The following is a 16,996-nucleotide window of genomic DNA, read 5'->3' as shown; positions in this document are numbered from 1 at the left end:
CTTGACTGATGGGGGGCTCAAACGTCCGTTGCCGGAGCGACAAGCAGATCCAGTTCGCTCAGTATCCGAGCGCGTGAGACGTCGTCGGCCAGTACGCCTTCAATCGCCTTGCGAAAGCTCGGCGCGTTGCCCAATGGGCCTTTAAGTGCGACCAGGGCATCACGCAGCTCCATCAGTTTTTTCAGTTCAGGGATTTGCTCCACCAGGCTCGCCGGGTTGAAGTCCTTCATCGCGCTGACGCGCAGCGCAATCGCCAACTCATCGGTGCTGTCTTCGCCGTGCAAGCGGTTGGGCACATTCAGGGCCAGCTCCAGCCCTTGCTTGGAAAGCACTTCATCGAAGGTCATTTTGTCGATGGCAATAGGCTTGCGGTCTTCAAGCTTTCGCCCGTCAAAGCGCTGGATATAGTCACCCACCACCAACAGCTTCAAAGGCAGTTCGATCTCTTCTTGAGCCCCGCCAGTCGCTGGTTTGAACGTGATGTTGATCCGTTCCTTGGGGGCTACCGAGCTTTCTTTGGCCATGATGTTTTTCCTTGCGTGTGTGTGGCCCTGAGGCCTATTCGAGTACCACTTCAAGATCGAGGTGGCACAACCTGCGATACATCTCGTCCTTGCGTTCTCGCACTTCGTGGTTCTGCGGCAGGAGCTCGCAGCAGCGATGTAAAAGACGCAAAACTTCAAGCACCAAATCCGGCTCCCAGGCCTGCAAACCTGAGCGATGAAGGACCTCATCGAGCATTTCGAGCTGGGTTTTGGCGAGTTCGTATTTCTTGGCGTGAAAGCACAACCGGGCGAGGGTCAACTGCCAGAAAAACCGCACACGCTCGCCAGGGGCGCTGCTCGATGCACGCTTGAGCCACTGCACAGCGGGTTTGAAACCGCTGGCACGCAAAAGCTCTTGTGCTTCATCGAGGGCCAAGTCCCAGGCCGGACGTACGGTTGCGACCGGTGCTTCGGGCTCGCTTCGGCTCAGGTGCGGCAGCACCTGTGCGTCGATCCAGGCGCGGGTCTGCGGGTCGGCAAACGCGGTGCCGTCACTGAAACGCAATTCGACCAGGCCCGGCAGCCGTTGCAGCAGCAAGGCGAAGTGGACCTCCACCTCGCGCATGGCAGGCTCAGCTTTAAGGGCGTTCAGGCATTCCCAGACCAGGCGCTGGCCGTCGAACCAGAACGGTGATTTGGCCAAGCTGGCTTCAAGCTCCACCAGCAAATCGGCAAACTGCCCTTGGGTGAAACGGTCCGCGTAGCTGTTGAGCTTGTCGGCCGGGATGCCGCGCAGCGAGGTGATCAGCTCGCCATTGCGCTCGGGCAGGAGGTCTAGCGGCAGCCACGTCAGCACGCGGTTCAGGCGTAGCGCTCGCAGGTCGGTGGCTTTCTGTTTTAGCCACCAGCCGCACAACGCACGGGCGCTGTCTTGCTGCTGACGCAAGGCTTTGTGGGCGTCTTTTTCGTTGTCGATGAGCACATTGGGCTCGATCAACTGGATGGCCACGTGCCTGACCTGCGCCACCGCCGTCGCAATAACGCCCTTCTCGGGCTGGCTGTCGACGGCCCGCTGGACCATTCGGGACAGTCGACGGCAAATCGGCAGCAACAGCGGCACGTCATCGCCCAAATGCTTGGCCAGCACGCTCTCCAGCGCCAGCAACAGCTCAACCATGTGCTGGAACAGCGGCAGTTGTTCTTTAATCGGCACGTTTTCGTTAAGAGCCCGATCAAGGCGCCCTACCAGCCAACTGATGGCGGCGGCACGGGTGCGCAATTTGATCGGGTAAACAAGTGCCCAGCGCTCCGTACACAGGTGGTGCAGCAACCCCAGCCCCGCCAGCAACCCCGGGAACGATTCGCGCTGATAAAGCGCCCAGGTCAGCCAGACGGCGGCACGCAGGTCCTTGGACTGATCGCGCAGCATCGCCTCGCTTTGCTCATGCACCACGTACCAGTCGATCTGGTTGTTTTCTGACATCGACTGCGACTTGCCGATTTCTCGCTCAAGGGCTTCGAACTGGTTCGAAAAGCGCGCGTCATTGCCCGCAAAGCTATCCTTGAACACCGGTGTTTTGCCTAGCTCGATGAGGCGGGCAAATAATTGGCTGGAATACGTCATGACAGCACGCCGCCCACTGCAGTCGGCACCACGTACGTCATAGAGGTATCAAGGGGGAGGATCACAGCGCATTACCGATTCCATTCAAGTGGCGAGACCTTATGTGAATGGAAAAGGGAAAAATGTCAGACGTTTCCTCAATGGGCCGAGAAATGTCTTCGCTTAAAAAAAGGTAAAGAAATCGCCTCACACACGCGTTACGAAACCTGACATACCAAGGATTTGGACTACACCAAAACAGTCAGCTCTGACACGAACGGCTGAAAAAAACGCCTCATACATGTCGACTAAAGTCATGCAGTTAACAGATTCACCTTTCATGGCAGTGGCTTAAACTGCCGCCTTATTTGCCCCAAAACCTGCTGTCTGCTAGTGTCAGCCGGTTTTAACGCCTACCGAGAATGCCGCCATGGCCCGCAAAAAAGCTTCCCTGGATTTCGAGCAGTCCCTCGCCGACCTGCAAACATTGGTCGAGCGCCTGGAAAACGGCGAACTGTCACTGGAAGACTCATTGACCGCCTTTGAACAAGGCATTCGTCTGACCCGTGATTGCCAGGGCGCACTGGCGCAAGCGGAGCAGAAAGTCCAAATTTTGCTTGAGCGTGATGGTGAGCTCGCTCAAGAACCTTTTGATGCGGAACAGCCAGAATGATTGATGCCTACCAGACCAGCAGCCAGGCACGCGTCAACGCGGCACTTGAACGCTTGTTTGTCGCTCCGGCCCCGGAGTTGGCCCGGCTATACGAGGCCATGCGTTACAGCGTGATGAATGGTGGCAAACGGGTTCGACCGCTATTGGCCTATGCCGCTTGCGAAGCGCTGGGCGCGGCCCCCGAACAAGCCAATGGCGCGGCGTGCGCGGTGGAGCTGATCCACGCCTATTCGCTGGTGCATGATGATTTGCCGGCCATGGACGATGATGATTTGCGCCGCGGTCAGCCGACCACCCATAAGGCGTTTGATGAAGCCTGCGCCATTCTGGCCGGTGACGGCCTGCAAAGCCTGGCGTTCAGCGCCCTGCTGGACCCGACGCTGACCACTCTGGATGCCGAAACACGCTTGCGCATGGTCAATGGCCTGGCGTTCGCGGCGGGCCCTGCCGGCATGGTTGGCGGGCAAGCCATCGATCTTGGCTCGGTGGGGCTGAAGCTGGATCAGGCTGCGCTTGAATACATGCACCGCCACAAGACCGGCGCCTTGATAGAAGCCAGCGTAAAGCTGGGTGCACTGGCCAGCGGCCAGGCAACGGATGACAATCTTCAGGCGTTGAGCGTTTATGCCCGGGCCATTGGCTTGGCGTTTCAGGTCCAGGACGACATTCTGGATGTTGAAAGTGACACCGCAACCCTGGGCAAACGCCAAGGCGCCGACATTGCACGAGACAAACCGACCTACCCGGCACTGATGGGTCTGGAGCAGGCCAAAAGCTATGCCCTGGAGCTGCGTGATCAGGCGCTCAATGCCCTGCGACCTTTTGATGCAGCAGCAGAACCTTTGCGAGAACTGGCGCGTTATATCGTGGATCGCCGCCACTAATACGGCGACAAATAGATATTTCGCACAACGTGTAATGCCAAGGTCTGACTAACGAATGTCACACTGCGTGGGCAGCTTACGTTCCATAAGGTAAACTGCCGCCTCTTTTATATACCTATAACGATTCGCCTGATGCCAACGACGTTTCAAGATTTTCCCCGCAAGCGCCCGACTACGCCCCTGCTCGACCGAGCGGGCACGCCTGTTGGCCTGCGCAGATTAGCCGAAGCCGAGCTGGAAACCCTGGCCGATGAGTTGCGCCTGGAATTGCTCTATACCGTTGGCCAGACAGGCGGGCACTTTGGTGCCGGGCTTGGGGTCATTGAGCTGACCATCGCGCTGCACTACGTCTTCGACACCCCGGATGACCGGCTGGTGTGGGACGTGGGTCATCAGGCGTATCCGCACAAAATCCTCACCGGCCGTCGCGATGAAATGGCGACGTTGCGCCAAAAGGACGGCATTGCGGCCTTCCCGCGCCGTTCCGAAAGTGAGTACGACACCTTTGGCGTCGGCCATTCCAGCACTTCGATCAGCGCTGCGCTGGGCATGGCCATTGCCGCCCGCCTGCAAAACAGCGAGCGCAAGGCCATTGCGGTGATTGGTGACGGCGCACTGACGGCGGGTATGGCCTTTGAGGCGCTGAACCACGCGCCCGAAGTGAATGCCAACATGTTGGTGATCCTCAACGACAACGACATGTCGATTTCGCGCAATGTCGGCGGTTTGTCCAACTACCTGGCCAAAATCCTGTCGAGCCGTACCTACGCCAGCATGCGCGAAGGCAGCAAAAAAGTGCTATCACGCCTGCCGGGCGCCTGGGAAATTGCCCGCCGCACCGAAGAGTACGCCAAGGGCATGCTGGTCCCCGGCACCCTGTTCGAGGAGCTGGGCTGGAACTACATCGGGCCGATTGATGGCCACGACCTGCCGACCTTGATTGCCACGCTGCGTAACATGCGCGACCTCAAAGGCCCGCAGTTCCTGCACATTGTCACCAAGAAAGGCAAAGGTTTCGCCCCGGCTGAAGCCGACCCGATTGGTTACCACGCGATCACCAAGCTTGAGCCGCTGGACGCGCCAAAAGTCGCGCCCAAGGTTGCCAGCGGGCCGAAGTACTCGGCCGTGTTTGGCGAGTGGCTGTGCGACATGGCGGCGGCCGACGAGCGTCTGGTCGGCATTACCCCGGCCATGAAAGAAGGCTCGGACCTGATCAAGTTCAGCGAGCAGTACCCGTCGCGCTACTTCGATGTGGCGATTGCCGAGCAGCACGCGGTCACGTTTGCCGCCGGTATGGCCTGTGAAGGTGCCAAACCCGTGGTGGCAATTTATTCGACGTTCTTGCAGCGTGGTTACGACCAATTGGTGCATGACGTCGCGGTGCAAAACCTGGACGTGTTGTTTGCCATCGACCGTGCCGGTCTGGTGGGCGAAGACGGCCCGACCCACGCCGGCAGCTACGACCTGTCTTACCTGCGTTGCATCCCGGGCATGGTCATCATGACCCCGAGCGATGAGAACGAACTGCGCAAAATGCTCACCACCGGCCACCTGTACAACGGTCCGGCGGCAGTGCGTTACCCACGCGGCACCGGCCCTGACGCGCCAATCGAGAAGACCCTTGAGCCGCTGGAAATAGGCAAAGGCATCGTGCGCCGTCAAGGCAGCAAGGTGGCGATCCTGGTATTTGGCGTGCAATTAGCCGAAGCCCTGCGAGTGGCTGAAAAAATCGACGCGACCGTGGTCGACATGCGTTTTGTGAAGCCGATGGACGAAGCCTTGGTACGCGAAATGGCTGACAGCCATGATCTGCTGGTGACCGTTGAAGAAAACGCCATCATGGGTGGCGCAGGCGCGGCGGTCAGTGAGTTCCTGGCCCGTGAAAACGTACTGAAGTCGGTGCTGCACCTGGGCCTGCCGGACATTTATGTCGAGCACGCCAAGCCGAGCCAGATGCTGGCTGAATGCGGCCTGGATGAAGCCGGTATCGAAGCCTCGGTTCGCCAGCGGATGCAGGTGCTGGGCCTCTAAGCCCACCCGGATCGACTGTAGGAGCGAGCTTGCTCGCGATCTTTTAAAGATCAAAAGATCGCGAGACAAGCTCGCTCCTACAGGGATCAGGGGGCGATCTGCTCGCACAACCTGCCGGTTGCTTGCACCATTTGCCCGCTCGGGCGTTCCAGACCTTTATCACTCAACAGCACTAAACGCCCGTGTTTGACCGCATCCAGTTGCGGCCAGGCTTTCCAGGCGTCGAGTTGCGCCTGGGTGCTCGCGATGATTATGTGTGGATTGCGCTGCAATACTGACTCGACGCTGACTTGCGGGGCCGGGAGTTTGAGGTCGGCAAATACGTTACTCGCCCCGCACACGGCCAACGCATCGCTGATGATTTGCCCGCCGCCCAAGGTGTAGAGCGGTTGATCCCAGACTTGGTAAAACACCCGCAACGGCGTGTCGCGGTGGTAGCGGGTGAGCAGCTCGGCCAGACGCGTACGCAATTGATCGGCCAGTTCCTGACCGCGTTCCGGGCGCCCCAAGGCGACGGCAAGGGCCTGGATCTGCTCAATCAGTTGATCAAGGGTTTGAGGGTCGGCGGTGTAGGTCGGGATGTTGAAGCGGTGCAGTTGCTCGCGCTGGGCAACGCCCACGCTGCCCGGCCAGAGCAGGATCAGGTCGGGTTGCAGGCTGAGTAAACGCTCAATGTTTAATTGGCCATAACGGCCGACAGAGGGCACAGCGACCAGATCGGGAAGTGACTCGCCAGCGTCGAGGCGCCCGACCAGCAGGTCGGCGGCCCCCAGCTCAACAACGATTTCAGACAGCGACGGCGCCAGGCTGATCACTCGGCTGGCGCCCATGCAGGGTAAACCCACGGCCAGCAAGAGGATTGCCAGCCAGTAGCGCATCACGCCGGATCTGTCTCGCCTTGGTGCTGGTTGCCCATCATGTGCCCAAGCTTGTTGGCTTTGGTTGCCAGGTACAGTTTGTTGTGCGGGTTGTGCCCGGTGTGCAGCGGCACGCGCTCCGCCACGGTGATGCCCATGTCAGTCAAAGCTTTGACCTTGCGCGGGTTGTTGGTCATCAGGCGCAGCGAGTTGACACCCAGGTGCTCAAGCATTGGCAGGCAGATGGCGTAATCGCGCTGATCAGCAGCAAAGCCCAGACGCTCGTTGGCTTCAACGGTGTCGGCACCGCCATCTTGCAGTGCGTAAGCGCGCACTTTGTTCAACAGACCAATGCCACGGCCTTCCTGACGCAGGTACAGCAACACGCCACGTCCTTCGCGGGCGATGGCCTGCAAAGCGGCTTCGAGTTGTGAGCCGCAATCACAGCGCTGGCTGAACAAGGCATCGCCGGTCAGGCATTCGGAGTGCACCCGGCCTAATACCGGAGCACCGTCTGCCACGTCGCCCAAACTGAGCACAACGTGTTCACGACCCGTGGCTTGTTCTAAAAAGCCATGCATGGTGAATTCGGCAAAGGGGGTTGGGAGCTTGCAAGCAGCAACGAAAACGACGGGCACCATGTGCTCCTGATCAGTTTGAGGACTGGAAATTCGCAGAGTCGACATTGTAACAGGACGTTCCTACAGACGCTTAGGCTGAATTATCGGAGATAAATATCAAAAAGTTTGATAGCTAAGGCCCCGCAAGCCTTCACATCACGCGTAAAAGTGCTGGTAACCACGGATTGCCGGGGTAATGTCCTGGCCGTGCTCGTCGACAAGGCTGACGCCCTGCCCTTCAATTACGCGGCCGATGACGTGGATCGGCCAGCCATCCGCGAGCAAGGTCGGCAGTTCAACGGCTGGCAAGGTAAAGGCCAGCACGTAATCGTCACCGCCGCTCAAAGCCGCTTTTTGCGCGCCCGCATCCCCCAAAAACTCTTGCAGGGCCAGCGACATCGGCACGCGGTCATTTTCGATCTGCAGGCCTACGCGCGAAGCCGTTGCGATATGCCCGCAGTCAGCCAAAAGACCGTCTGAAATATCCAGTGCCGAGGTCGCTTTGCCGCGCAGGGCCTGGCCCAGGGCAAATTGCGGTTGCGGTGACCAGTAATGCGCCAGCAAAGGCTCGGCAATTGCCGGGGCAGCGCTGCATTGGCCCAACACCAGCGGCAATGCGCCCGCTGCGTTGCCCAGCTCACCGCCCACGCATAGCAAATCGCCGTGGCGCGCGCCGCTGCGGCTCAAGGCTTGGCCCGTGGGCACGCGCCCAAATACCGTCAAGGTGAGGCACAGTGGACCACGCGTGGTGTCGCCGCCGATCAGCCGCAGGTCGCACGCCTGGGCCATCAGGTTCAAACCACGGGCAAACGCGTCTAGCCAGGCGGCTTCAACTGTCGGCAACGTCAGGGCAAGGGTAAACGCAACAGGTGTGGCGCCCATGGCCGCCAAATCACTGGCCGCCACGGCCAGCGCACGCTGACCGAGCAAGAAAGGGTCGCAAGGATCTGCGAAGTGCACCCCGGCTACGAGGGTGTCGGTGGAGATCGCCAGCTGTTCCCCGAAGGGAACATCCAGCAGGGCGCAGTCGTCGCCAATGCCTAACGCAACGCCCACGCCGCCTTGCGCACAAGGCGCGGCAGCGAAGAAGTTGCGGATCAGCTCAAACTCGCCCATGGCCAACAGCGCTGATTAGCGCTTGAACGCCTTGACTTCAGCTTCACGCAGGCGAGGTGCCAGTTTGTCCAGAACACCGTTGACGAACTTGTGGCCGTCAGTGGAGCCGTAGACTTTTGCCAGCTCGATGCCTTCGTTGATCACAACGCGGTAAGGCACGTCGACACGCTTGATCAGCTCCCAGGTGGACAGGCGCAGAACCGCCAGTTCAACCGGGTCCAGCTCTTCGATGGTGATGTCCAGGCATGGCGCCAGGGCAGCATCGATCTCGGTACGATTGGCCGGTACGCCGTGAAGGATTTCGCGGAAGTAAGCACCGTCAACGTCAGTGAAGTCGTTGTCCACGCGAAACTGGGCTTCGATCTCGTTCAGCGAGTGCTTGGCCATGTGCCACTGATACAGCGCTTGGGTCGCGAGCTGACGCGCTTCGCGACGCTTGGCGCTCTTGGAGGGCTTGCCAGCATCCGCAGGTTTAGGATCGCGCGGGTTGAAACGATCGCTTTCGTCGGAAATCACTTGGCCTCCAACGCTGCCAGCAGGCTGACCATTTCGAGAGCGGACAGTGCAGCTTCAGCGCCTTTGTTGCCAGCTTTGGTGCCGGAACGTTCGATGGCCTGCTCGATCGAGTCGACGGTCAGCACACCGAATGCAACCGGTACGCCAAACTCCATGGACACCTGAGCCAAGCCTTTGGTGCACTCGCCAGCCACGTATTCGAAGTGCGGAGTACCGCCACGAATAACAGCGCCCAGGGCGATGATGGCGGCGAATTCGTTGCGCTGGGCAACTTTTTGCGCAACCAGCGGAATTTCGAACGCACCCGGTGCACGGATGATGGTGATGTCGCTTTCGCTTACACCGTGGCGAACCAGGGCATCAACAGCACCACTCACCAGGCTTTCGACGACGAAGCTGTTGAAACGGCCGACGACGAGTGCGTAGCGACCTTTGGGGGCGATGAAGGTACCTTCGATGGTCTTCAGGGTCATTCGGTATGTCTCGTATTAAAGAGCCAGAACGCACTTGCGTGCGTTCTTTAAGGATATTGGGCCACGAATCGGGACTGGAAATGTCCGGTCATTATTCGGCGGGCACGTATTCTACAACTTCCAGATCAAAACCGGATATGGCATTGAACTTCATTGGTGAACTCATGAGGCGCATTTTGCGTACTCCGAGGTCACGCAAGATCTGTGAGCCTGCTCCGACGATGCTGTAGGTGGTCGGTTTTTTCACCGGTGCGGCATCGGCGGTTTCGCGAATATGAGCCAGCAATACATCACCGTCCAACGGGTGGCCCAGCAACAGCACCACACCGCTGCCCGCCTCTGCCACGGCGCTCATGGCGGCGCGCAGGCTCCAGCGGCCGGGCTGTTTGACCAGCAACAGGTCGCGCAGCGGGTCCATGTTGTGCACCCGTACCAGCGTCGGTTCTTCGGCGCAGATCTTGCCCAGGGTCAGTGCCATGTGCACGTCGCCTTCGACAGAATCACGATAGGTCACCAGGTTGAATTGGCCCAGCTCGCTGTCCAGCGGCTGCTCGGCAATCCGCTGAACGGTACGTTCGTGGATCATCCGATAGTGGATCAGGTCAGCGATGGTGCCGATTTTGATGCCGTGTTCAGCGGCAAATGCTTCCAGCTCAGGGCGACGGGCCATGGTGCCGTCGTCGTTCATCACTTCGCAGATCACGCCGCTTGGCTCGAAACCGGCCATGCGCGCCAGGTCGCAGGCGGCTTCTGTGTGGCCAGCACGGGCCAGGGTGCCGCCCGCTTGTGCCATCAGCGGGAAGATGTGGCCCGGGCTGACGATGTCATCGGCCTTGGCGTCTTTGGCAGCGGCGGCTTGCACCGTGCGGGCACGGTCGGCGGCCGAGATGCCGGTGGTCACGCCGGTGGCGGCTTCGATGGACACGGTGAACTTGGTGCCAAAGCCTGAGCCATTGCGCGGCGCCATCAACGGCAATTTGAGCGTTTCGCAGCGCTCGCGGCTCATCGGCATGCAGATCAGGCCACGGGCGAAACGCGCCATGAAGTTGATGTGCTCAGCCTGGCAGCACTCGGCGGCCATGATCAGGTCGCCTTCGTTTTCGCGGTCTTCGTCATCCATCAGGATGACCATCTTGCCTTGGCGGATGTCTTCAACCAGTTCTTCGATGCTGTTGAGCGCCACGCGGCACCCCCTTATTTCAGGATTTTAGGTAGCCGTTGGCGGCCAGAAAACTTTCGCTGATACCACCCGAGGTCGGCTCGGCGGCTTTTTCGCCCAGCAGCAGGCGTTCGAGGTAGCGCGCCAGCAAGTCGACTTCAAGGTTGACCCGGCGACCTGGACGATAGTCGTCCATGATGGTTTCGCTCAGGGTGTGCGGAATGATGGTCAAAGAAAACTCGGCGCCACTGACCGAGTTGACCGTCAGGCTGGTGCCGTCGACGGTGATCGAGCCTTTATGGGCGATGTACTTGGCCAGTTCCTTGGGTGCACGGATGCGGAACTCGATGGCACGGGCGTTTTCCTCGCGGGAAATCACTTCGCCTACGCCGTCAACGTGGCCGCTGACCAGGTGGCCGCCCAGACGCGTGGTCGGGGTCAGGGCCTTTTCCAGGTTGACCCGGCTGCCGCTTTTGAGGTCGTTGAACGCGGTGCAATCAAGGGTTTCGCGGCTGACGTCAGCCATAAAACCATTGCCCGGCAGCTCTACTGCGGTCAGGCATACGCCGTTGATCGCGATGCTGTCGCCGAGTTTGACGTCGCTCAGGTCGAGCTTGCCGGTCTCAACATAAACCCGCACATCGCCACCCTTTGGGGTCAGTGCGCGGATGTTGCCGATGGATTCGATAATGCCGGTAAACATGGGCGTCCCCCTTGAGAACAAAACCTGCGCTAAGCGAAGGCTGAGAATTATACGCTCGCGGGCGACACAGGTATGGCTGTGACTCGCCAGTCATCCCCTACCGCGCGCATTTCAGTGATTTTGAGCAACGGCGCTTCGCTCATGTGGGTCAGCGGCAGCTCAAGCAACGGCCTCGCGGTCGACCCCAAAAACTTGGCGGCGATGAATATCTGGTACTCATCGACCAGGCCTTGCTCGGCAAAGGCACCAGCCAGACGTGGACCTGCTTCAACCAGCACCTCATTGACACCACGGGCGGCCAGCGCCACCAGCAGTTTGCGCAAATCGACCTGGCCATTGGCTCCGTGGATCACCAGGCACTCGGGGCCGGTGCGGTATTGCTCGGCAGGCGGCACGCAGGTGGCGACCAAGGCCGGGCCGGCCTTGAAAAACGGTGCATCCAGCGGCACGCGCAAGCGCCCGTCAATCAATACCCGCAGCGGCGGACGGCTGAGCGCCAGCGCGGTCAGCTCGGGGCTCAAGCCCAGCTCAGGCCCGCGCACGGTCAGGCGCGCACCATCGGCCAGCACGGTGTCAGCGCCGGTCAGCACCACACTGGCTTCGGCGCGCAGACGCTGCACGGCCGAGCGCGCAGCCGGGCCGGTGATCCATTGGCTTTCACCGTTGGCCATGGCGGTGCGGCCATCCAGGCTCATGGCCATTTTGACCCGCACAAACGGCAGGCCGTGTTCCATGCGTTTAAGGAAGCCGGGGTTGAGCGCCCGCGCTTCTTGCTCAAGCACGCCGCTACGCACGTCAACGCCCGCATCGGCGAGGCGCTTGAGCCCGCGTCCGGCGACTTCCGGATTGGGGTCTTGCATGGCCGCAACCACTCGGGCGATGCCCGCATGCAGCAAGCCATCGGCACACGGCGGCGTATGCCCATGGTGGCTGCATGGCTCAAGGGTTACGTAGGCGGTAGCACCACGGGCCAACGCGCCCGCGGCACGCAGGGCGTGGACTTCAGCGTGGGGCTCGCCCGTGCGCTCGTGCCAGCCTTCGCCCACTACCTGCCCGTCGCGCACGATCACGCAACCGACCCGTGGATTAGGGTGAGTGGTGTACAGCCCTTTGCGCGCCAGTTCGATGGCTCGCGCCATGTAATGGGCGTCTAAAACAGCTTGTTCGGCGGTTAGAGTCATTCTTTGGAAGGCTCACGGGCGAGTCGATCGATCTCTTCGCGGAACTCGTTGAGGTCCTGGAAGCGTCGGTAGACAGAGGCGAATCGGATATAGGCCACTTCGTCGAGCTTTTGCAGCTCGGTCATGACCAGCTCACCGACGACCAGCGATTTGACTTCGCGTTCGCCGGTGGCGCGCAGCTTGCTTTTGATATGGGCCAGCGCAGCTTCAAGGCGCTCGACACTGACCGGGCGCTTTTCCAGCGCTCGCTGCATGCCGGCGCGCAGTTTCTCTTCGTCAAAAGGCTGACGACTGCCGTCTTGCTTGATTAGTCGCGGTAACACCAACTCGGCTGTTTCAAAGGTGGTGAAACGCTCACCACAGGCCAGGCATTCACGCCGGCGGCGCACCTGATCGCCCTCGGCGACCAGACGCGAGTCGATGACTTTAGTGTCGTTGGCACCGCAGAATGGACAGTGCATGGTGGCGGCAACAAAAAATGGGAGGGCCATGGTAGGGTCTGTCCCCGTGTCAATGCAACCGCGACGCAATGAAGCGGGGACAGACCTTGGCGCATGCCGGTGGCAAGACAAGCCATAGGCTTTACGGTATACAGTCCGCCGACTACCTTTTTACACAATTTTTGACGTCGACTGATCTGCCGCTGGAGCTTCTCATGTCACTACGAACGTGTGTTTTACTGTGTTTCGTCAGTTTGCTGGCCGCTTGCAGCAGCGAGCCTGCCAAACCGCCACAAACTCAAGTGCTGGCCCAGCCAGAAACCGACGCACCGGCCGATCTGGGGCCGCTACCGGCGTATCAGCGTGAACTCAGCGGCGTGCTGACCGGGGCACCGAAAGGCGCCGAGGTGGAGCTGGCGATCCTGATTGTTGACGAGCGCGGCCGCCCGCAGGGGCTGATGGCCAGCAGCAAGATCATCGGCAATAACCAGCCGTTACCCTTCAAGCTGCGCTTTAACCCCGAAGCTTTCCCTGCCGGGGCACGGGTTGAGCTGCGCGGACGGGCCAGCCAGTCCGGCCAATTGATCCTGCACCTGCCCTCGCGCATCATCAGCCAGCCGTCGACACAGAATGTGGGCACCCTGGCCTTTGTCAGCGCGCCATGAACACACCGCTCGACCTGCAGCAGTCTTTACGCGCATTGCTCGGCGATGCGCGCCTGGTTATCACCGACCTGCCAGGCACGGCACTCAAGCTCTGGCTGATTGATGCGCAGAACATGGACCGTGAGTTCACCCCCGATGAGACCCGGCGCATTCTCTATGAGCCTCCGTATTGGGCCTTTTGCTGGGCCAGCGGCCTGGCGTTGGCGCGCTACCTGGACGAGCAACCGCAGTGGGTACAAGGCAAACGCGTGCTCGACTTTGGTGCCGGTTCGGGGATTGCCGCGATAGCGGCGGCAAAGGCTGGCGCGCTGGAAGTGGTGGCCTGCGACCTGGACCCTCTGGCGCTGGCGGCCTGCAGGGCGAATGCCGAACTCAATGACGTTCAGCTGCAGTATTCCAGCGACTTTTTTACCGAAGCTGACCGCTTCGATCTGGTCCTGGTGGCGGATGTACTGTACGACCGCGAGAACTTGCCGTTGCTGGATCAGTTTTTGACCCGCGGCCAGCAAACGCTAGTCGCTGATTCCCGGGTGCGCGATTTCCAGCATCCGCTGTACCAACAACTGGGCAGCCTCAAGGCGCTGACCTTGCCAGACCTGGCCGAACCCCATGAGTTTCGCAACGTCAGCCTGTATCACGCGCAACGCACGCGCGCGGCTTTCAGCCTGCCGGTGCAGCCTTTATAGTTGCCTTCATTTACCTGTTTCGAGACTCTTGATGAATCAGCCTACGCCTTCTTATAGCTTCGACGTGACCGCAGCCGATTTTCAGAAGCTGGTAGTCGACGCTTCTTTCGAGCAACCGGTTCTGGTGGATTTCTGGGCCGAGTGGTGCGCACCGTGCAAGGTGATCCTGCCGATCCTTGAAAAAATCACCGAGAGCTATCAGGGTGAGTTGTTGCTGGCCAAGGTGAACTGCGACGTTGAACACGCATTGGTTCAACACTTCGGCATTCAGAACCTGCCCATCGTGGTGCTGTTTAAAGAGGGCAAGCCGGTCGAGCACTTCCAGGAGGCCCTGCCTGAATCCGCCGTGCGCGCCTTGCTGGAGCCGCACGTTGAAATGCCTGAGCCCGAAGAAGCAGACCCTCTGGAGCAAGCGCAGGCGCTGTTTGCCGAGAGCCGTTTTGCCGATGCTGAAGCGTTGCTCAAAGGCATCCTGACTGAAGACAACACCAACGCCAAAGCGCTGATTCTGTATGGTCGCTGCCTGGCCGAGCGCAATGAACTGGCCGAAGCCCAAGCGGTGCTGGATGCGGTTAAAAGCGATGAGCATAAAGCCGAACTGGCCGGTGCCAAAGCGCAGTTGACGTTTCTGCGCCAGGCGGCAGAACTGCCAGACGTGGCCGATTTGAAAACCCGCGTGGCGCAAAACCCGCAGGATGATGAGGCGGCGTATCAGTTGGCGATTCAGCAATTGGCCCGCCAACAATATGAAGGTGCGCTGGATGGCCTGCTGAAGTTGTTCACCCGCAACCGCAGCTACAACGAAGGCATTACTCACAAGACTTTGTTGCAAGTATTTGAGTTGCTGGGCAATGACCACCCGCTGGTAACGACCTACCGCCGCAAGCTGTTTGCGGCGTTGTACTAAGGTCAAAAATCTCTGGTAGAAGCTGCCGAGGCACGATGGCTGCGATCTTTTAAGATCAAAAGATCGCGAGGCAAGCTCGCTCCTACGGGGGTGGGTTTGCGGGGTTATTCGATCCAGCTGTAGAGCGGGGAGTCGACGCCGCTGACGACTTTGACCTGGCTGCTGTGGCGCAGGCGCACCAACAGGCGTTTGCCCGCACCGGTGCTGCCTGTCAGGGCTTCGAGCTGGCTCAGCAGTTCCGGGCCGGTGATTTGCCCGGCTTTACGCAGCAGGTCTTTGGTGGTTTCCCAGAGAGCATCATCCTGACTTACGGGCTTGGCGGGCGTCGCCGTGTTCGGGGCTGGGGTTTCGCTCACGTGCAGTTGCGCGCCCAGCTTCGCCCAGTCGCCCTCATCCAGCTCTACGGTGAGGTCAACCGGCCAATCACCTATCGTTCCGCGAATTCGCACCATCGTCCTGCTCCTTAAATTTCATGGGGCATGCTCCCATGCGGCTTGCAGAACGCCAAGCACACGGGCAAAATCTCGAATTGATTGTTATAAGATTACATAACATTTAATACTTTTTTTGTTGGAGTCGTGGTATGCGCCGTTTGCTTCTTGCTTTGCCGTTTGCTCTGTTGCCACTGACCATGGCTCAAGCCGCCGACGATCATGACCATGAACACGGCAGCCTGGGTGCCCACGAGCATGGTGTCGGGACAATGAATGTGGCCCTGGACGGCCCAACCCTGGAGCTGGACCTCGACGGCCCGTCCGTCAACATCGTGGGTTTCGAGCACATTGCGACCACGGACGCCGATAAGGCCAAGGTCGATTCCGCACGCACCCAACTGGAAAACCCGCTGGCTCTGTTCAGCCTGCCAAAGGCGGCTGGGTGTGTGGTTGAAGCCCAAGACCTGGACAGCCCGTTGTTCGAAGCCGCCCCTGAAGAAGCCGGTGCGGCAAAAACAGAACACCACCACAGCGACATAGAAGCGCACTATGCATTCACGTGCTCCAACCCCGAGGCGTTGAAAGCACTGGATTTGACCCAGTTCTTCAAGACCTTCCCGGGCACCCACAAAATCAAGGTGCAAATGATTGGTGGCAGCGGCCAGCAAGGTTCTGAGCTGACGCCTAAAGCGCCAAGCCTGAAGTTCTAAACTCCCCACTTTGTAGTCGCTGCCGAAGGCTGCGATGGGGTGCGCAGTAACCCTGCTGTTGAAGGTCCTGCGGCCCTTATCGCAGCCTTCGGCAGCGACTACAACGTCAACATTCTCATTGGCAGGTAATAACCCTTCCCCATGACCCAAGCACTTATCGAACTCAATGACCTGAGTTTCAGTTGGCCCGGGCAACCGGTGCTGCTGGATATTCCGGCCTTCCGTCTTGAACCCGGCGAAACGCTGTTTCTGAAAGGCCCCAGCGGCAGTGGTAAAACCACCTTGCTGGGTTTGCTGGGCGGCGTGCAAAAAGCCAGTCAGGGGACGATACGTTTGCTGGGGCAAGAACTGAGTGAATTGGGCTCAGGCGCCCGGGACCGGTTTCGGGTTGATCACACGGGGTATATTTTTCAGCAGTTCAACCTGCTGCCGTTTTTGTCCGTGCGCGAGAACGTTGAACTGCCGTGTCACTTTTCTAAATTGCGCGCCAGCCGCGCCGCCCAGCGCCATGGCAGCGTTGTCAAGGCCGCGCAAACCCTGCTTGCGCATTTGGGCCTCAAAGACCCGGCCCTGCTGGAGCGCCGTGCCGACTCGCTGTCCATCGGCCAGCAACAGCGTGTTGCCGCCGCCCGCGCACTGATCGGCCAGCCCGAGTTGGTGATCGCCGATGAGCCCACCTCTGCCCTCGATGCGGACGCCCGCGAAGCGTTTATTCAGTTGCTGTTTGCCGAGTGCCGGGAGGCCGGCGCCAGCTTGCTGTTTGTGAGCCACGACCAAAGCCTGGCCACGCTCTTCGACCGCAACCTGTCGTTGTCTGAACTTAATCGCGCCGCTACACCGGCAGAGGTCTGAG

General features: G+C 59.9%; 20 protein-coding genes. 8 read left to right on the top strand and 12 right to left on the bottom strand.

Features of this window, described 5'->3' with window-relative positions; translation table 11 throughout:
* Positions 1-17 precede the first annotated feature (17 nt).
* Together tssB and tssA are read right to left on the bottom strand one after the other, a co-directional pair.
* Positions 18-524 (bottom strand): type VI secretion system contractile sheath small subunit, encoded by a 507-nt coding sequence (tssB, locus tag GHO32_RS06055; protein WP_123751656.1) that lies wholly within the window; start codon positions 522-524, stop codon positions 18-20.
* Between the two features lie 34 nt (positions 525-558).
* Entirely contained in the window at positions 559-2,109 is a 1,551-nt protein-coding gene (tssA, locus tag GHO32_RS06050; protein WP_153336079.1) for a type VI secretion system protein TssA, read from the bottom strand.
* A 409-nt stretch (positions 2,110-2,518) separates the two neighbouring features.
* Here tssA and GHO32_RS06045 point away from each other — a divergent pair, with 409 nt between their 5' ends.
* The 3 genes from GHO32_RS06045 to dxs all read left to right on the top strand — a co-directional run bounded on the left by GHO32_RS06045 (position 2,519) and on the right by dxs (position 5,676).
* Positions 2,519-2,761, top strand: a complete 243-nt coding sequence (locus GHO32_RS06045) for an exodeoxyribonuclease VII small subunit (RefSeq protein ID WP_048367754.1) — start codon at positions 2,519-2,521, stop codon at positions 2,759-2,761.
* The gene (gene ispA / locus GHO32_RS06040) at positions 2,758-3,645 is read left to right on the top strand and encodes a (2E,6E)-farnesyl diphosphate synthase (RefSeq protein WP_153336078.1); all 888 of its coding nucleotides are present in this window, start codon (positions 2,758-2,760) and stop codon (positions 3,643-3,645) included. Before GHO32_RS06045 ends, ispA begins: the two co-directional genes overlap by 4 nt.
* Before the next feature lie 132 nt (positions 3,646-3,777).
* Positions 3,778-5,676 (top strand): 1-deoxy-D-xylulose-5-phosphate synthase, encoded by a 1,899-nt coding sequence (gene dxs / locus GHO32_RS06035; RefSeq protein ID WP_153336077.1) that lies wholly within the window; start codon positions 3,778-3,780, stop codon positions 5,674-5,676.
* A gap of 86 nt (positions 5,677-5,762) precedes the next feature.
* Here the strand turns inward: dxs and GHO32_RS06030 are convergent, their stop codons facing one another.
* The 9 genes from GHO32_RS06030 to nrdR form a co-directional block, all read right to left on the bottom strand.
* Positions 5,763-6,554 (bottom strand): cobalamin-binding protein, encoded by a 792-nt coding sequence (locus GHO32_RS06030; protein ID WP_153336091.1) that lies wholly within the window; start codon positions 6,552-6,554, stop codon positions 5,763-5,765.
* A complete protein-coding gene (gene ribA, locus GHO32_RS06025; protein WP_048367839.1) occupies positions 6,554-7,171 on the bottom strand; it encodes a GTP cyclohydrolase II in 618 nt (205 codons plus the stop codon). Before ribA ends, GHO32_RS06030 begins: the two co-directional genes overlap by 1 nt.
* A gap of 138 nt (positions 7,172-7,309) precedes the next feature.
* On the bottom strand, positions 7,310-8,269 hold the full coding sequence (thiL, locus tag GHO32_RS06020; protein WP_153337995.1) for a thiamine-phosphate kinase: 960 nt from the start codon (positions 8,267-8,269) through the stop codon (positions 7,310-7,312).
* 15 nt (positions 8,270-8,284) lie between these two features.
* The gene (gene nusB / locus GHO32_RS06015; protein WP_262123476.1) at positions 8,285-8,785 is read right to left on the bottom strand and encodes a transcription antitermination factor NusB; all 501 of its coding nucleotides are present in this window, start codon (positions 8,783-8,785) and stop codon (positions 8,285-8,287) included.
* Positions 8,782-9,258 (bottom strand): 6,7-dimethyl-8-ribityllumazine synthase, encoded by a 477-nt coding sequence (ribE, locus tag GHO32_RS06010; RefSeq protein ID WP_048367766.1) that lies wholly within the window; start codon positions 9,256-9,258, stop codon positions 8,782-8,784. Before ribE ends, nusB begins: the two co-directional genes overlap by 4 nt.
* Positions 9,259-9,349: 91 nt before the next feature.
* Positions 9,350-10,441 carry a bifunctional 3,4-dihydroxy-2-butanone-4-phosphate synthase/GTP cyclohydrolase II gene (gene ribBA, locus GHO32_RS06005; protein WP_048367768.1) on the bottom strand — a complete coding sequence of 364 codons (1,092 nt, stop codon included), beginning with the start codon at positions 10,439-10,441 and terminating at the stop codon, positions 9,350-9,352.
* A 16-nt stretch (positions 10,442-10,457) separates the two neighbouring features.
* Entirely contained in the window at positions 10,458-11,120 is a 663-nt protein-coding gene (locus GHO32_RS06000) for a riboflavin synthase (RefSeq protein ID WP_153336075.1), read from the bottom strand.
* A gap of 47 nt (positions 11,121-11,167) precedes the next feature.
* Complete coding sequence (gene ribD / locus GHO32_RS05995) at positions 11,168-12,301, bottom strand: bifunctional diaminohydroxyphosphoribosylaminopyrimidine deaminase/5-amino-6-(5-phosphoribosylamino)uracil reductase RibD (protein ID WP_173430600.1); 1,134 nt, start codon at positions 12,299-12,301, stop codon at positions 11,168-11,170.
* Positions 12,298-12,762 carry a transcriptional regulator NrdR gene (gene nrdR / locus GHO32_RS05990; protein WP_048367842.1) on the bottom strand — a complete coding sequence of 155 codons (465 nt, stop codon included), beginning with the start codon at positions 12,760-12,762 and terminating at the stop codon, positions 12,298-12,300. Before nrdR ends, ribD begins: the two co-directional genes overlap by 4 nt.
* A 194-nt stretch (positions 12,763-12,956) precedes the next feature.
* On the opposite strand from nrdR, the gene GHO32_RS05985 reads away from it, so the two are divergent.
* From GHO32_RS05985 to GHO32_RS05975, 3 genes are read left to right on the top strand one after another with little or no spacing between them, the layout of a single operon-like run.
* Positions 12,957-13,406: a YbaY family lipoprotein gene (locus GHO32_RS05985; protein WP_153336435.1), complete on the top strand. Its 450-nt coding sequence runs from the start codon at positions 12,957-12,959 to the stop codon at positions 13,404-13,406.
* Positions 13,403-14,092 (top strand): methyltransferase, encoded by a 690-nt coding sequence (locus GHO32_RS05980; protein WP_153336434.1) that lies wholly within the window; start codon positions 13,403-13,405, stop codon positions 14,090-14,092. The genes GHO32_RS05985 and GHO32_RS05980 overlap by 4 nt, the downstream gene beginning before the upstream one ends.
* Positions 14,093-14,123: 31 nt before the next feature.
* Positions 14,124-14,999, top strand: a complete 876-nt coding sequence (locus tag GHO32_RS05975; protein WP_153336433.1) for a co-chaperone YbbN — start codon at positions 14,124-14,126, stop codon at positions 14,997-14,999.
* A 104-nt stretch (positions 15,000-15,103) separates the two neighbouring features.
* On the opposite strand, the gene GHO32_RS05970 is transcribed toward GHO32_RS05975, so the two are convergent.
* Positions 15,104-15,451, bottom strand: a complete 348-nt coding sequence (locus tag GHO32_RS05970) for a hypothetical protein (protein ID WP_153336432.1) — start codon at positions 15,449-15,451, stop codon at positions 15,104-15,106.
* 131 nt (positions 15,452-15,582) lie between these two features.
* Between GHO32_RS05970 and GHO32_RS05965 the strand changes: the two genes are divergently transcribed.
* Both GHO32_RS05965 and GHO32_RS05960 read left to right on the top strand, forming a co-directional pair.
* A complete protein-coding gene (locus GHO32_RS05965) occupies positions 15,583-16,143 on the top strand; it encodes a DUF2796 domain-containing protein (RefSeq protein WP_153336431.1) in 561 nt (186 codons plus the stop codon).
* Positions 16,144-16,284: 141 nt separating this feature from the next.
* Positions 16,285-16,995 (top strand): ABC transporter ATP-binding protein, encoded by a 711-nt coding sequence (locus GHO32_RS05960; protein WP_153336430.1) that lies wholly within the window; start codon positions 16,285-16,287, stop codon positions 16,993-16,995.
* Position 16,996: the final 1 nt, after the last annotated feature.

It is taken from the genome of Pseudomonas sp. FSL R10-2189 (assembly GCF_009600325.1).
Lineage (GTDB): Bacteria > Pseudomonadota > Gammaproteobacteria > Pseudomonadales > Pseudomonadaceae > Aquipseudomonas > Aquipseudomonas helleri.
The sequence above is the reverse complement of the archived record's forward strand: the minus strand, read 5'-3'. Positions and strand labels throughout refer to the sequence as shown.